The sequence below is a fragment of the Saliniramus sp. genome (genome assembly GCF_035311605.1).
Classification (GTDB): Bacteria; Pseudomonadota; Alphaproteobacteria; order Rhizobiales; family Beijerinckiaceae; genus Saliniramus.
Map to the genome: position 1 here is coordinate 1 of NZ_DATGCW010000140.1, position 14,914 is coordinate 14,914.

The window sequence follows — 14,914 nt, forward strand, 5'->3', positions numbered from 1 at the left end:
CAGCATTGCCGACGTGGTGTCGGTCGTCACCGAGGACGTATTACCGATTCCCTCCGCCATGTCGCTTTCCCCTGCATGCGTCACTTGTGAACCTGCGATGCATGGTTGCGGGGATGGGGCAGAGAGTCAATGAAGGATTAATGGATCGGGGGTTGGGTGTGCGGATAGGGTTAATGGGCTGGGGTGGTGGGATGGGAGGTGTCAGCCGTAGTGGCGCATCCAGCTTTCAATCTGGTCGTATTTCTCTGCGTATTGATCGATTTGTCCTTGTATGATTGTATGATTCGTCTGACCATAAGTACGTTGAAGGGCGGTTTGCTGTTGAGATTTATCTACAAGGTTTTCTATCGCTCCCGCATATAAACTGAACGCAGTTGAATATTCTGCAGAATTAATAATCGCCTTCCGTAATTCATCGGCTCGTTCGTTCGCCCTTTCTATTCGCGATCGGATGTCGAAACTGGACATTTTACTCTCCTAGGATCTACAATAAGTGTGCGGGCAATAAACTGCCCGCACACACAGTTTTAATGGTTATGCACCGAACAATGATGCGAAAAATTCTTTATCTCCCTCGGCCATGGCCTGAGTAGTCTCATCAATAGTATCCCTAACGGTGTTTCCTCGCTCAATCTCGGTCCTCGTGTCAGTAATGATATCATCAGCTGCATCACCGGCTACTGATGTAGTCAGACTGTTACCCGTATCGTGAGCTAAAAGACCCAATTGATCAGCAGTATCTTGCCCAGAAAGTTCCATCTGGTCCTCAACGGAGAGACCCGGAGGACCATTTTGCCCGGTGAGATTCCCAACCGCATTCTGTATAAAATCCCCACCCGGAAGTTTCTCAGTAATTGAACCCAATGCACCGTTAAAGGCACCGCCAGCGATATCTGCCAAAAAACCAATCATTGTGATGTCTCCTTTTCAAATATATACAGTTAATTCCTATCAAACTTTTAAATGTATGTCAATGAAAAGTTTTATATATATAAAAATTATATCTTCACACTTTTACATAATTAAAAATTATTCTTGAAATTAACCAAAATGCACAATCTTCGCTAGTATGCTTCACTGCAGCACACATGACCTCTATGACGGCAAGCGATAAAGAGCGCGACATTGGCACGTAACGGGTACAGGCTCCCTATATTGGTATTCTTCGCCAGTCTTGGCATGGCCGGCTGGTCGGGAGATCGTGCCGAAGCTTTTCTGCCATTGACGCATGGTGATCACGGTACAACGCAGACACGCCCCGTCACTCCGGAGCAGCCAGGTGACGCTGGCGAAAAACCAATTGTTCGCTTCAACCAAGCCGACACCCACACCCCCCCCCACCACGAAAAACTCACCACCGACATACTCATGCATGTCAGCGAGCGCCCGCTTGCCGATGTCCTCAACGATCTCGCCCGCATTGCCGGTCTGCGCATGCGTCTCAATGACCGGCTGGAACGCGAGATCGTCAACCGGCAGCGGCTGGAGGGGACGCTGGAGGAAATCCTCGACGGGCTCGGAGCCGATTTCAATCTGGTCTGGTTCGCCGAGCGGGATCTGATCGACATTGCCCGCGCCGATACGGCAACGGTGAAGACCTTCCAGATCGGGCGCACCAGTGATCGGCAGATCCGCGATGCGATTGCCCGGTTCGGGCTGGTCAATGCGGATTTCGCGCTGGAAGTCGACGAATCGAACGGCATCGCCCGCGTCTTCGCGCCGCCGCGCCTCTCGGCGCGCATCGAATCGATCATCGTCGGCCTGCGCGCGCCGGTCGAGATCGACACACCGGTCGAGGTGATCCGCTTCGGGCAGCGCGCCCGCTCCGGCGAGTGACGGGGCCGCCATGCTCGCAGCCCTGAAAAACCGCCTGAAACCCGGGCCCGATCCGCCCGACGACCGGAATGCGCCAGGGATATCGCCGGATGATCTGCCCGATGCCGCGCGCGTCGAGGCGGAGTTGCGCGCGGCTGCGGCCACGGCAGCCGCGCGCGAGGGCGATTTTCGGGTCACCGTGAGCGATCGCGGCGCACCCTGCTTCGAGGACCGCTTCGATGCCGGCGAGATCATTGTGGGTGCCGACCCGGAATGTGATGTCGTGATCACCGATATCGATGCGCCGGAAGTGCTGGTGATGCGGCTGGAGCGCATCGGCTCGGCGGGAATGATCACGCTCACCGCCCTTTGCAACGGCGTCGCCGCGCGCGGTCGTGACCTGCCCGTGGGGCGCCCGGTCCAGTTTCCCGATCGCGCGCAATTTGCGATCGCCTCCGATTACGCTTTCAGCGTCGATCTCGCACCGCGCAGCCAGCCCCTCGCCAAGGCGCCCTCCGGCCCGGCCGTGCTGCTCACCGGCGCTTTGCTCCTCGCGCTCGCCGGCTGGCTGCTCTCGACACCGCTGCCGCGACCGGAAGCACCGGCACCGACCCCGCCGCAAGCCGAGCCCGCCGCACCGGATCTCTCCGAAGCGCCGGCGCAGCCGGAAGGTTCGCGGCTGCGCAGCGTCACGCGAACCCCACCCGCAGATCTCGCGGCGCCGGACAAAGCGGAAGCGCCGGTCGACCTCGCCAACGCTGCCCAACGCCTGCAAGCGCGACTTCTTGATGCCAATCTCGTACCACCGCTCGTCGTGGCACCGGAGGCGGACGGCATTCTCGTCAGCGGCGCACTGAGCCCGGGCGAACGCGAGCGCGCCATCGACGTGATGCGGGCCTTCCAGGATGGCACAGCCGCCACGATCACCATGGCAATCACCGCCGAGCCCCGCGAGGATCCTTTCTTCTCCGCAGTGGTGCTGCGCCCCGAGACCTTCGCCATCGGGGCGGATGGGCAGCGTTACCGTGAAGGGCAAAGCCTGCCCGGTGGCGGGTTGATCGAAAAAATCGACGAAAAAGCCATTGTCGTTAACCGGGACGGACTACTCGAGCGTGTAAGCTACGCCTGGTAGAAATCGCGAACCGGGGACAATTCTCGCGATGAGCCTGATCAACCGCCTGCTCGCGGAGATGTCGAAGCGCCAGGATCTGGTCTTCGCCTTCTTCTTCGTGATGATCGTCGTGATGCTGGTCTTTCCGCTGCCGACCTGGCTGGTGGACGGGCTGCTGGCCGTCAATCTGACCGTGTCGCTCGTGATCCTGATCTCGGCCACCTATCTCAAGCATCCGCTCGAGATGTCCTCCTTCCCCTCGATCATCCTGCTCACCAGCATGTTGCGGGTGGCGATGTCGGTGGCGACGACGCGCCTGATCCTGGCCACCGGCGATGCCGGCCAGTTGATCGTCGCCTTCGGCGAATTCGTCATCGGCGGCAATCTCGTGGTTGGTCTGGTGATCTTCCTGATCATCGCCACCGTCCAGTTCATGGTGGTGACGAAGGGCGCCGAGCGGATTTCGGAAGTCTCGGCCCGCTTCACCCTCGATGCGCTTCCCGGCAAGCAGATGTCCATCGACAATGACGCGCGCAACGGCGACATCACCGCCGAGGAGGCCCGCGACAAGCGCCAGACGCTGCAGCTCGAAATGCAGTTCTACGGCGCGATGGACGGCGCCATGCGTTTCGTCAAGGGCGATGCCATTGCCGGATTGATCATCGTCTTCATCAACCTGGTCGGCGGCATGACCATCGGCATGATGCAGCGCGGCCTCTCCGCCGGGGAGGCGGGCCAGCTCTATGTGCTGCTCTCGGTCGGTGACGGGCTGATCGCCCAGATTCCCGCCATGTTCATGGCGCTCGCCGCCGGCACCATCGTCACCCGCGTCACCACGGATACGAGTTCCAATCTGGGCCGCGATATCACCAGGCAGCTCGGCGCCGAACCCAAGGCGCTCGGCGTTGCCGGTTTCGTTGCGATCGGCATGGGATTCACACCGGGCTTTCCCACCATCGTCTTCATGATTCTGGGCGGCACTTTATGCTACGTCGCCTGGCGCATGGGGCGCGATCCGACCAAGGCGAAAGCCAAGACGGAACAGGATACGGGTACGCCCCCTGCGCCCGAAACGGGCGAAGGCGCGCCGCCCCCGGCGGATACGCCACCGCCGGCATTGCCCGACGGCGCGCCCGAGGATCAGCCGATGGATCCGCTCAATGATGCTTCGCTGCCGCTTCGCCCGGCGCAGCAGGGGGATATCATCGTGGTCGGAGCGAATGCAGCGACGCTGGCCTTGTTGTGTCCGGATTCGGCGTATCGGTATGTGGAAATGGGAAAAAAGGCATTTCTTCTAATGATGGGATTCTCAGCACCACCAGTCGGTTTCAAATATGCAGACGAGCTCGATGACGGCGTTTTTTCCATCAGTATCGATAACGTGCCAGCGGTCACCTTACGTATTGATGGTCTGGCACCGCCCAAGCCAATGACTGACCAACAAGCGCAACAATACGCGACTGAAGTCGAAAAGGTCCGCAGGCAACACGCCGCACAACTCTTCGGCGTGCCGGAAGCCCAGCAATGGCTCGAGGATATCCAGCCAGCGGTCGGGCGTATGGCGAATGACATCCAGCAGCTCATGCCATTGCTCAACATGGTGGAGACCCTGCGCCGCCTGCTCGCCGAGCAGATCGGCCTGACACCGCCACGGCTCATCCTCGAAGGCCTCGTCCAGGCGACCCAGCGCGCCAAGGAGCCCGATGGCTACGCGGAAGTGGTGCGGACCTTCCTGCAGCGGCAGATCTGCCATTCGGTTGCTGATGAGAATAAAACCATTGCCGGCATGGTCCTCGGCCCGGATTGCGAAACGAATTTCCGCCGCATGCTCAACCCGGACCCCCAGGGCGGCCCGCCTCCGGGCAAGGATTTCGTCGAGCGTTTCATCGCCCATGTCAAGGAGCGCCTGCCCTCGATTCTCGAAGATGCGAAAAAACCGATCTTCATCGTGCCCCCGGATATCCGCCGCCCCTTCATCCAGATGCTGCGCAACCATGATATCTTCATCCGCGCCATCGGCTATAACGACATTGCCTCGGGATATCAGGTACGTACGGTCGCGGTTCTGACCCTCGAGCAGCAGCAGGCGGCGTGAGCCGGCGCGGGTTTTCGCAAACCACTTGCCAGACCGGCCTCGTTTTCGTCATCCTCTGCGCGCAAGAGCGCGGGGACCGGCTTGCGATTCGCGTCGCCGGGCAAAGCGTGGATCCAGGGGTTTCGTATGCGTCTGTTCATTGCCGTCGCGATCCTGTGCGCAGGTGCTGCCAGCGCAGCTCTCTTTTATGAGGGCATGCAACGCTTCGCCGATCTGCCGGAGGCGGGGCCCGCCCTGACTGCGACGCAGGCACCCGACAGCGCGCGCGATGGCGTCGCCGTGACGGGCTCGATAAGCTCGGGCGCGCGCGCAGACGAGGCGGGTGCCGGCAACGCGACGACCGGCGAAAACGGCCTCACCCTGCGCCGCAGCGATGCGCGCATCCGCGTCAACGGGACACTGCCGGATCTCGATCTGGTCAACCTGTTTCGCGAGACCGCCCATGAACGCTTCCCCACGCTCGCCTTCGAATCCGGCCTGCGGGCCGATCCCGATCTCGACCCCGGCATCGTCGAAGCCGGGATCGCCGGTCTGATCGCCCTGTCGCGCCTCGCCGAGGGAGAGGCGCGTATCGCTGACGGCATCATCGCGGTGGAGGGTGAGGCGCTCTATGCGCAGACGCAGGAGAGCCTGATGCGCGGCCTCGACGGGCGCATCCCGCAGGGCTGGGAGATGCAGCTGACGATCACCGAGCCGGCCCTGCCGGAGATTCCCGATATCGCCATGTGCCAGGCCGAGATATCCGAAAAGCTCGCCGGCGAACCCATCATCTTCGCCTCCGGCGAAACCGGCCTTGATAACGACGCGGCGCCGCTGATGGATGCGCTCGCCGTCCTCGTCGACGAATGTGCCCCCGCGCCCGTGCAGATCGGCGGCCATACCGATTCGGACGGTCCGGCGGAGATCAATCTGCGCCTGTCGCAGGAGCGCGCCGATTCGGTGCGCGGCGCGCTGATTGCACGCGGGATCGATGCGGCGCGCCTGACCGCCGTCGGCTATGGCGAGACCGAACCGCTGGTGCCCAATGACAGCGATGCCAACAAGGCCCGCAACCGCCGCATCGAGCTGCTCATCATTGAATGAGCCTCAGGCGTCTTTTGCCCCCACTTGCGCATCGATCAGCGCACGCAATTCATCGGAAGCCATCACGTTGCAGTAGATATTGTTGATGATCTCCAGCTCGCGATGATGCAGTGCGTCTGTCCCCGCCGCACAGCAATCCTCGACCACCACCACATGAAAACTCTCATCCGCCAGCGAACGCACGGTGGAAGAGACGCATTGATCGGTGAAGACGCCGACGCAGATCACCGTGCGGATGCCCATGTTGTCGAGCAGAAGCCGCAGATTGGTGCCGGTCACCGCCGAATCGGTGGTCTTGGCGACCACGATCTCGTCCTCCAGCGGCGCGAGTTCGGGAACGATCTGCGACGGCGTATCGCGATGCGGCAGCAGGATATTGTTCCAGCCGGGCAGCTTCTGGCTCAGCGAGCGGTCGCGCCCGTCGCGCTTGAGGGCGGCGATGCGCGCGAACATGCACTCGACGCCGAGATCCCGGCAATGCGTCAGCAGCGCGCTGATATTGGGAACGAGCACATTCTCGAAACGCGCGTGGAACGGGGTCCAGGCATCGTAGCGCGCGCGCTCCTGGGCTGAAAGCGTCTGCGGATCAGGCCGATCGCGATAGGTGTTTTGCACGTCGATGACGAGCAGGGCCGTCGTCGCCGGATCGAGGGGCGGGGCGACGGGCTCGGGCGCATCGACATAATAGAATGAGCGATAGGCGGTTTTCCAGGATTGCCGATTCGCGTCGTTGCTGTTCTGGCTCATGCCGGCTCCCCGTCTCGAAATCGCTGTCAGGGAAATCTGTCATGCCCGTGCAGGGGATGCAAACCGCCTCAGGCGCGCCCGGCTATCCGCTTGATCAGTTCCGAGATGGCCTGCGCCAGCAGCAGGCTCAGCCCGATCACGATGACGAGCCGGATCGGCCAGAGCGGCAGGCCGCCGAGATTGGGCGAGGTCTCGCCACTCTCGAAGGCGCGGTAAAACCAGGGTATCGCAAGCCACACATGCAGGGCGCAGAACGGGATCAGCATCAGAGCATGCCCGATGATGTCGAGCCGGCGCCGATAGGCGGGCGGAGCGCGGGAGATCAGGATGTCGATGCGCACATGCCGGTCGAGCCGCAGCGTCCAGGCCGCGCCCAGCATCACGATCGCCGCGAAGAACAGCCATTGCGATTCGTACCAGGCATTCGACGATACGGAAAACAGCCGCCGCGAAAGGGCGAGCCCGGCAGCGACGAGGATCGCGGCCAGAACCAGCCAGGAGGCGGCCCTGCCGATCAGGGCGTTCACCCGGTCGATACACCGAGAAAGGCCGAGCAATAACCGCATCCGTCGCCGTCTCCGCTGCGTGCGGAAACGGCTTAACGGGAAAACCACCCGGTGAGCAAGCCGGCTGGTCGCGCGGTCTTCGCCGGAGCCTATCGCGGATGCGCCATATAAACCGTCAGATCGACCCCGGCATCGGCATCGATCACCCTGGTGGCGCCCGGCATCAGCCCGTATTCGCGCAGCAACCCGTCTGCGTCGCGCCCCGCATCGACACCGCGCAGGAGCCCGCGCCCGTCGGGGATGGCGGCGCGGGTGGCGCGTGAGAGGTGGAATTCGCTGAAACGCAGGCCCGGCGGGCTCTCATGCAGGAAATAGTCGAAGGCGACCTGCCCACCCGGCACACCGATACGCCCGCCGTCGGGCAGGAGCCGGGCGCAGACTTCGTCGAAGGCGACCCTTTCCGGCGCCCACCACCAGGCATCTTCGCGCTGTTCGAACCCCTCGGCACCGCGCGACATGACGAGGCGCCGGCGATTGGCCCGGTTGGGCGTGGCGCGGTGGCTGGCACTGCCCAGAACACACAGATCCGCCCGGTCGAGTTCGGCCTGAAAATACGCCCAATCCGCCTCGTTCATCAAAACCGGCGGGAAGGCGCCGTTCGCATCGGCGATGCGATCGTGCCGGCAGACGATGGCATAGCCGTGGATGCTGATCATCGCCCGCCCTCCCCCGATCAATGGCGGAAATGCCGGTGGCCGGTGAAGACCATGGCGAGACCGGCCTCATCAGCGGCGGCAATCACCTCCTCGTCGCGCATCGAGCCGCCGGGCTGGATCACGGCGACCGCCCCCGCCTCGGCTGCGGCGAGAAGGCCGTCGGCAAAGGGGAAGAACGCGTCCGACGCCACGACCGAGCCCTTGGCGAGGCTCTCGCTCAATCCCTGCGCGCGCGCCGCTTCACCCGCCTTCCAGGCCGCGATGCGCGAGGAATCGACCCGGCTCATCTGGCCGGCGCCGATCCCGACCGTGGCGCCGTCGCGGGCATAGACGATCGCATTCGACTTGACGTGCTTGGCAACGCGGAAGGCGAAGCGCAGATCCGCCATCTCGCGCACATCCGGCGCACGCTTCGTCACCACCTTCAGATCCATGTCGTCGACCATCGCCGCGTCGCGCCCCTGCACCAGCAGGCCGCCGGCGACACTGCGTATGGCGAGCCCCGGCGCGCGCGGATCCGGCATGCCGCCGGTGAGCAGCAGCCGCAGGTTCTTTTTGGCCGCGATGATGGCCATGGCCTCTTCATCGGCATCCGGCGCGATGATCACTTCGGTAAAGATCTCCACGATCCTGGCCGCGGCCTGCGCATCGAGCGGACGGTTCATGGCGACGATGCCGCCGAAGGCCGAGACAGGATCGCAGGCCAGCGCCTTCTCATAGGCCGCGCAAAGGCTCTCGTCCTGCGCCACGCCGCACGGATTGGCGTGCTTGACGATCACGATCGCGGCGCCCGCAGCCGGATCGAATTCACCCACGCACTCGAACGCCGCGTCGGTATCGTTGATGTTGTTGAAGGACAATTGCTTGCCCTGGATCTGGCGCGCCGTGGCGACGCCGGGGCGATGCGAGCCGTCGGTATAGAAGGCCGCCTTCTGGTGCGGATTCTCGCCATAGCGCATTTCCTGGGCGAGAGCCCCGCCGAGAGCGCGGTAATCCGGCGCGTCGATGACGAGTTCGCCCGCGAGCCAGTTGGAGATCGCCGCATCATAGGCGGCGGTGCGGGCATAGGCCTTCTGCGCGAGGCGCCTGCGCAGGGTCCGGGTGGTATGGCCGTCATGGGCGTCGAGGTCAGCGAGCACGGCCTCGTAATCGGCGGCATCGACGACGACGGTGACATCCTGGTGGTTCTTGGCAGCGGCGCGGATCATCGCCGGGCCGCCGATATCGATATTCTCGACGCAATCATCATAGGGCTTGCCGGCAGCAGCGGTGGCCTCGAACGGATACAGATTGACCACGAGCAGATCGATCGCCTCAATCCCATGGGCGAACATCGCCGCCTGATGCTCGGGATTGGCCCGGATACCCAGAAGCCCGCCATGCACCTTGGGATGCAGGGTCTTGACCCGCCCGTCCATCATTTCCGGAAAGCCCGTCACCTCCGAGACTTCCAGCACCGGCAGGCCGGCCTCGACCAGAATGCGATGCGTGCCGCCGGTGGAGACCAGCGTGATGCCGCGCGCATGCAGTTTTTCGGCGAAGGCAACGATGCCGGTCTTGTCGGAAACGGAAAGCAGGGCGCGAGCGACGCTCTTGGTATCGGTGGGCATGATCTCGATCCGGAAAATACGGGCAAAAGCGCGGCTGCGCCGGGATGCGGGGCGGTTAGCACGAATGCGCGCGCGAAGGAACCGGCTTGTGGATTCTCGCGCAGTTGCGCCGATCATGAACCCGGTCGTGATCCACGCGTTGTCGTCACGTAGCCGATATGAGAGTTACAAGGGGCGAGCATGTCAGGCAATCGCGATGGGAACATGCACCTGCAAAGGGTGATCGAGGGCATTGCAGCGCGCATGGCAAGCGAAAAGGATCGCGGCGCGGTGCGGCCCGGTGATGACGACAGCCGTCTGGGCGCTTTCGGCATCGCCGTTCAGACTGCAGACGGCGCGCTGCTCGAGGCCGGCGATCACGCCGAGCGCTTCCCCATCCAGAGCATTTCCAAGGTCTTTGCCTTGACCATCGCGCTGGAGCATCTTGGTGAGGATCTGTGGCGGCGGGTCGGGCGCGAGCCGTCCGGCGACCCGTACAATTCCATCATCGACCTGGAACGCCATCAAGGCATACCGCGCAACCCTTTCATCAATCCGGGGGCGCTCGTCGTCGCGGATGTGCTTTTGGCCCATGAAGAAGCGCGCGAGGGCGTTCCCGAGCCGGTGCGGGCGCGGATCGCACAATTGCTCGGTATCACCGAGCCTGCACAATGGCCGCCCTGCGAAGCCGAGGGCCTAGACTCACCGGAGACCGGCCATGTCAACCGCGCGCTCGCGCATCTGACCCGATCCTACGGTAATCTCGAACACGAGGTCGAGCAGGTCATGGCTGTCTATCTGCATCAATGCGCGGTCCGGCTCGATTGCGGAGAGCTCGCCCGGGCGGGACGTTATCTGACACTGGAGCGTACCGGCACACCGACGGATTCGGCGCAGGATGTGCGGCTCGCGCGGCGGATCAACGCGCTCATGCTGACCTGTGGACAATATGACGGTTCCGGCGAATTCGCCTATCGCGTCGGCCTGCCGGCCAAGAGCGGCGTGTCGGGCGCCATTCTCGCCATTGCGCCCAACCATGCCAGCATCGCTGTCTGGTCGCCGGGGCTCGACGAAGCCGGCAATTCGGCTCTCGGCACCCGCGCCCTCGCCTGCCTCGCCGAGGAAACGGACTGGTCGGTCTTCGGGGCCAGCGGGTTGCCGGACGAGCGCCTGTGACTCTGCTCGCTCAATCGGGATCGGGGGTGATCATCGAGGGCGTGGTATCCGACTGCGCCAGAACGGTGCGGGCGCGCGCGGAATCATCATTCATCTGCGCGATCAGCGCCTGCGCGCTCTCGAACCGCGTCTCCGCGCGCAGGAAGGCGAGGAATTCCACATCGGCCTGCGCACCATAGAGATCGCCGGAAAAATCGAACAGGAATGTCTCGAGGAGCGGTGCCCCGTCATCGAAGGTCGGGCGTCGTCCGAAGCTCGCGACGCCGTTATGCAGCGCGCCGTTGACCGCCATGCGCACCGCATAGATGCCGTGGCGCAGGGCGCAGGCCTCGCGGAGCGCCATGTTCGCCGTCGGATAGCCCAGATCGCGCCCGCGCTTCTCGCCATGGCGGATCGGCGCGATGACGAACCAGCGATAACCGAGCAATCGGTTGGCGGCGATGATGTCACCTTCGGTGAGTGCGGCGCGGATGGCGCTCGACGAGATCGCACCGCCCGTCTCCTCGACGACCGGGACGACGTTGCAGGCGATATCATGCGCCGCACAGAAGGCCTGCAGAATCTGCGGGTTGCCCTCGCGCCCCTTGCCGAAATGAAAATCGTGCCCGACCACGACACCTGACGCGCCGATCTCCTCCAGAATGAATCGCGTGAGGAAATCCTGCGCACGGGTCGCGGCGAGCGCCGCATCGAACCGGCGGATGATTACCCCGTCGAGCCCGAGCCGGCGCATCACCCGCACCCGCTCGGGCTGCGGGGTGATGCGGAAGAACGGCGTATCGGGGGCGAAGAAGGCACGCGGATGCGGGCTGAAGGTCAGGATCGCCGCCGGCACGCCACGGGCCCGCGCCATGTCCCGGGCCTGCGCAATCAGTTGCTGATGTCCGCGATGCACGCCGTCGAAATTGCCGATCGCGATGACCGCGCCGCGCAAGGCTTGCGCCACCGCTTCATCCGCACCCGTCAATATGAAGCCGCTCATGTGCTCCCTCTTGCGTCTCGATCCCGCATCACCGGTCTGTCGCGAATGACCGGTACTGGCAAGTGCGACGGATCGCGCGCGCGGTCAAGCGTCACCCGCCTACTGCAACTTTTCCCGGCAGACCACAACCGGCGTGGTTAAGCTTTTGCCAACCCAAATCCATTTCCGCCGGTACAATTAACCGCTTTTCAAGGGAGCGGGGCTAATGCTTCTCGTGGCGGGAGGACTTCTCGAAGGCCTCCGATACCGATCATACAGACTCATTGGGACCGCCGCATATCCCTGCGGCGCAAGAGCAAACTGGAGCTTGGGACATGGGCCTCGACCTCAAGATGCCGATCCTCGTCGTCGACGATTATCAGACGATGGTGCGCATCATTCGCAATCTGTTGAAGCAGCTCGGTTTCGAGGATGTCGACGATGCCAATGACGGCACCGCGGCCCTCGCCAAGCTCAAGGAGAAGAAGTACGGGCTCGTCATCTCGGACTGGAACATGGAGCCGATGACGGGTTACGAGCTTCTGCGGCATGTGCGCTCGGACGAAAACCTGCGTGTCACACCATTCATCATGGTGACGGCGGAATCCAAGACGGAGAACGTCATCGCTGCGAAGAAGGCCGGTGTGAACAACTACATCGTCAAACCCTTCAACGCACAGACGCTGAAATCGAAGATCGAGGCCGTCTGCGGCGCGTAATCCGCAGGCGCGCGCGTTGCGAGGTGCATGCGGATCCGGATGCGGATCCGCCGCGCCGATCGGTGATATCGCCGATCGGGCCGCGGTTTCGCGTGTCGCGGACGGAGATATCGCGCGCGTCAAGACCGCTGATCGACAGGGACCGGGAAAGGGCAGGACATGGCAAGAGCCGCGACGAGTGCCGCCATACGCAAGACCGCGACCGAGGCGCGTCCGCGTCGCCGCAAGCAGGAGCCCGGCGAGGCGGAGCCGCAGGTCGATATCCGCATGATCGCGCAGGAACTGACACGCGTTGCGGATTACATCTCGCGGCTCAAGAACGAGATCGGCGCATTGCGCGCCAACGAACTCTACCGCGACCGGCTTCCGGGCGCCCACGACGAACTGGGAAACGTCGTCAACGCCACCGCCTCGGCGACGAATTCCATCATGGAAGCGGCCGAGGAAATTCTTGGCTATGACGATGCCGATCTCGAGACCTACCGCACCCGGGTTCAGACCCGTGTGATGGATATTTTCGAGGCCTGCTCGTTCCAGGACATTACCGGCCAGCGGATCAGCAAGGTGGTAGAGCATCTCGCTGCCGTCGAGAAGCGGCTTTCGCATTTCGCCAGCGCCGTCAACGCCCGCGATACCGATCTGCCCCCCGATCCGGAAGAAGTCAAGCGCCAGACGCGCAAGGAGGTCTTCCTGCTTAACGGCCCGAGCGCCGAGGGGGACGGCGTCAGCCAGAACGATATCGACGCGCTGTTCGACTGAACGGCGCCACGGGCAGGACCTGCTGCGCATTGCTGCAACGCCACCTTCGCCCTGCAAGCCTTGTCAGAAGCATGTGAAACTGCAACCACAACCATGGCGGCATCGTCTTGCGCGATGGCGCCTGAACGCCGTCGCATGAGCGCGACGCCGTTTTCTGTCCGCCCGAATGCCGCGAGCCCGATAATGTCCAACCCGAATGACGATGCAGCCCCCATCGATCTCGCCGCCCTGCGCGGAGAAATCGACCGGCTCGACCGCGAGATGCACGAGCGCCTGATGCAGCGCAGCGCCATCATCGAGCGGCTGATCGCGGTGAAGAAGACTTCGCAATCGGGCTCCGCCTTCCGTCCGGGGCGCGAAGCCGCCATGATGAAGGCACTGGCCGAGCGCCATTCCGGGCTGCTGCCGCTCGATACGGTCGAATCGATCTGGCGGGTGATCATCGGCACCTTCACCTATGTCCAGGCACCCTATACGATCCATGCCGACATCTCCGCCGGCGACGGGCCGATGCGCGATTCCGCGCGATTCCATTTCGGTTTCACCGTTCCCTATCAGCCCCATCCCGATGCGCGCGCGGTGATCGCGGCGGTCGCTGGCGGGCGCGGCGATCTCGGTATCTTCCGCCTCGACCAGGGCGCTTCTGCCGGTGACTGGTGGAACGATCTGATCGGGCCTGATCGCCCCAAGGTGATCGCCCGCCTGCCCTTCATCGAGCGCGACGATCACCCCGCCGGAACGCCGATCTTCGTGATCTCCAAGCCCCTGGCCGATGCTGCGGTGCGTGACGTGGTACTCTACGCCGCGCGGTTCGAGCGCTGGCGCTCGGAAGCGGCAGGCGCGATTGCGGGGGCCGGCGGCGAGATCGTCTGCACCACGGGGGTCGCGGGTCAGTTGTCGATGCTGTTTTCGGTGCCCGGTGATCTCGATATTCAGTCGCTGACCGATCTGCTGACGCAGGCCGGGGCGGCACCGGCGGAGATTGCTGAAATCGGATCGCACGCAGCCCGTTATCGCAGTGACGGGAGCTGAAACGACACGCGGGGTCCCGCGTGTCAGTATTCCACGCCCTTCTGCGCCTTGATGCCCTGTTTGAACGGGTGCTTCACCGCCTGTACCTCGCTGACCAGATCGGCGATCTCGGTCAACTCCGGCTTGGCGTTGCGCCCGGTGAGCACGACATGGGTCATCGGCGGCTTTTCGTCACGTAGGAAGGCGACGACGTCGTCGAGGGGGATGTAATCGTAGCGCAGGGCGATGTTGATCTCGTCGAGCAGGACCATGTGAATGGCCGGGTCGCGGATCAGCGCCTTCGCCTTCTCCCAGGCCGCCATCGCCGCCGCGACGTCGCGGGCGCGATCCTGCGTCTCCCAGGTGAAGCCTTCACCCATGGTATGGACCGTGCACAGATCGGCAAAGCGAGTCCTGAGCACGTTGCGCTCGCCGCTTTCCCAATTGCCCTTGATGAACTGCACCACGGCGCAGGGCATGCCGTGTCCGACGCAGCGCATGATCATGCCGAAGCCGGAGCTGGATTTGCCCTTGCCGGGGCCGGTATGGACGATGATCAGGCCCTTTTCGCCCGTTTTCGTCTCCATCATCCGGTCGCGCGCCGCCTTGATCTTCGCCATCTTGGC

The 14,914-nt window shown here is 63.3% G+C and carries 16 protein-coding genes; 8 read left to right on the forward strand and 8 right to left on the reverse strand.

Annotated features, from left to right (window positions below):
* Positions 1-201: 201 nt before the first annotated feature.
* Together VKP01_RS06815 and VKP01_RS06820 are read right to left on the reverse strand one after the other, a co-directional pair.
* A complete protein-coding gene (locus VKP01_RS06815) occupies positions 202-468 on the reverse strand; it encodes a hypothetical protein (RefSeq protein WP_131817734.1) in 267 nt (88 codons plus the stop codon).
* 66 nt (positions 469-534) lie between these two features.
* A complete protein-coding gene (locus VKP01_RS06820; RefSeq protein WP_324411410.1) occupies positions 535-912 on the reverse strand; it encodes a hypothetical protein in 378 nt (125 codons plus the stop codon).
* A 456-nt stretch (positions 913-1,368) separates the two neighbouring features.
* Between VKP01_RS06820 and VKP01_RS06825 the strand changes: the two genes are divergently transcribed.
* The 4 genes from VKP01_RS06825 to VKP01_RS06840 all read left to right on the forward strand — a co-directional run bounded on the left by VKP01_RS06825 (position 1,369) and on the right by VKP01_RS06840 (position 6,104).
* A complete protein-coding gene (locus VKP01_RS06825) occupies positions 1,369-1,836 on the forward strand; it encodes a hypothetical protein (protein ID WP_324411411.1) in 468 nt (155 codons plus the stop codon).
* 10 nt (positions 1,837-1,846) lie between these two features.
* Positions 1,847-2,947, forward strand: a complete 1,101-nt coding sequence (locus VKP01_RS06830; RefSeq protein ID WP_324411412.1) for a hypothetical protein — start codon at positions 1,847-1,849, stop codon at positions 2,945-2,947.
* 28 nt (positions 2,948-2,975) lie between these two features.
* Positions 2,976-5,021, forward strand: coding sequence for a flagellar biosynthesis protein FlhA (locus VKP01_RS06835; protein ID WP_324411413.1), 2,046 nt, complete (start codon positions 2,976-2,978; stop codon positions 5,019-5,021).
* A gap of 126 nt (positions 5,022-5,147) precedes the next feature.
* Positions 5,148-6,104: an OmpA family protein gene (locus VKP01_RS06840; RefSeq protein WP_324411414.1), complete on the forward strand. Its 957-nt coding sequence runs from the start codon at positions 5,148-5,150 to the stop codon at positions 6,102-6,104.
* Positions 6,105-6,107: 3 nt separating this feature from the next.
* On the opposite strand, the gene VKP01_RS06845 is transcribed toward VKP01_RS06840, so the two are convergent.
* The 4 genes from VKP01_RS06845 to purH form a co-directional block, all read right to left on the reverse strand.
* Positions 6,108-6,851 (reverse strand): cysteine hydrolase family protein, encoded by a 744-nt coding sequence (locus VKP01_RS06845; protein ID WP_324411415.1) that lies wholly within the window; start codon positions 6,849-6,851, stop codon positions 6,108-6,110.
* A gap of 68 nt (positions 6,852-6,919) precedes the next feature.
* Positions 6,920-7,417 (reverse strand): TRAP transporter small permease subunit, encoded by a 498-nt coding sequence (locus tag VKP01_RS06850; RefSeq protein ID WP_324411416.1) that lies wholly within the window; start codon positions 7,415-7,417, stop codon positions 6,920-6,922.
* Between the two features lie 89 nt (positions 7,418-7,506).
* Complete coding sequence (locus VKP01_RS06855; protein WP_324411417.1) at positions 7,507-8,073, reverse strand: hypothetical protein; 567 nt, start codon at positions 8,071-8,073, stop codon at positions 7,507-7,509.
* 17 nt (positions 8,074-8,090) lie between these two features.
* Entirely contained in the window at positions 8,091-9,683 is a 1,593-nt protein-coding gene (gene purH, locus VKP01_RS06860; RefSeq protein WP_324411418.1) for a bifunctional phosphoribosylaminoimidazolecarboxamide formyltransferase/IMP cyclohydrolase, read from the reverse strand.
* Positions 9,684-9,887: 204 nt separating this feature from the next.
* Between purH and glsA the strand changes: the two genes are divergently transcribed.
* Positions 9,888-10,838 carry a glutaminase A gene (gene glsA / locus VKP01_RS06865; protein ID WP_324411419.1) on the forward strand — a complete coding sequence of 317 codons (951 nt, stop codon included), beginning with the start codon at positions 9,888-9,890 and terminating at the stop codon, positions 10,836-10,838.
* Positions 10,839-10,848: 10 nt separating this feature from the next.
* On the opposite strand, the gene VKP01_RS06870 is transcribed toward glsA, so the two are convergent.
* Positions 10,849-11,820, reverse strand: coding sequence for a bifunctional riboflavin kinase/FAD synthetase (locus VKP01_RS06870; protein ID WP_324411420.1), 972 nt, complete (start codon positions 11,818-11,820; stop codon positions 10,849-10,851).
* A 314-nt stretch (positions 11,821-12,134) separates the two neighbouring features.
* Here VKP01_RS06870 and VKP01_RS06875 point away from each other — a divergent pair, with 314 nt between their 5' ends.
* The 3 genes from VKP01_RS06875 to VKP01_RS06885 all read left to right on the forward strand — a co-directional run bounded on the left by VKP01_RS06875 (position 12,135) and on the right by VKP01_RS06885 (position 14,309).
* Positions 12,135-12,518, forward strand: a complete 384-nt coding sequence (locus VKP01_RS06875) for a response regulator (RefSeq protein ID WP_074444395.1) — start codon at positions 12,135-12,137, stop codon at positions 12,516-12,518.
* A gap of 267 nt (positions 12,519-12,785) precedes the next feature.
* Positions 12,786-13,277, forward strand: coding sequence for a protein phosphatase CheZ (locus tag VKP01_RS06880; protein WP_414706539.1), 492 nt, complete (start codon positions 12,786-12,788; stop codon positions 13,275-13,277).
* Between the two features lie 183 nt (positions 13,278-13,460).
* A complete protein-coding gene (locus VKP01_RS06885; RefSeq protein WP_324411422.1) occupies positions 13,461-14,309 on the forward strand; it encodes a chorismate mutase in 849 nt (282 codons plus the stop codon).
* A 23-nt stretch (positions 14,310-14,332) separates the two neighbouring features.
* Here the strand turns inward: VKP01_RS06885 and cobO are convergent.
* Positions 14,333-14,914 (reverse strand): cob(I)yrinic acid a,c-diamide adenosyltransferase (gene cobO / locus VKP01_RS06890; protein ID WP_324411423.1); only part of this gene is annotated, 582 nt, incomplete at its 5' end.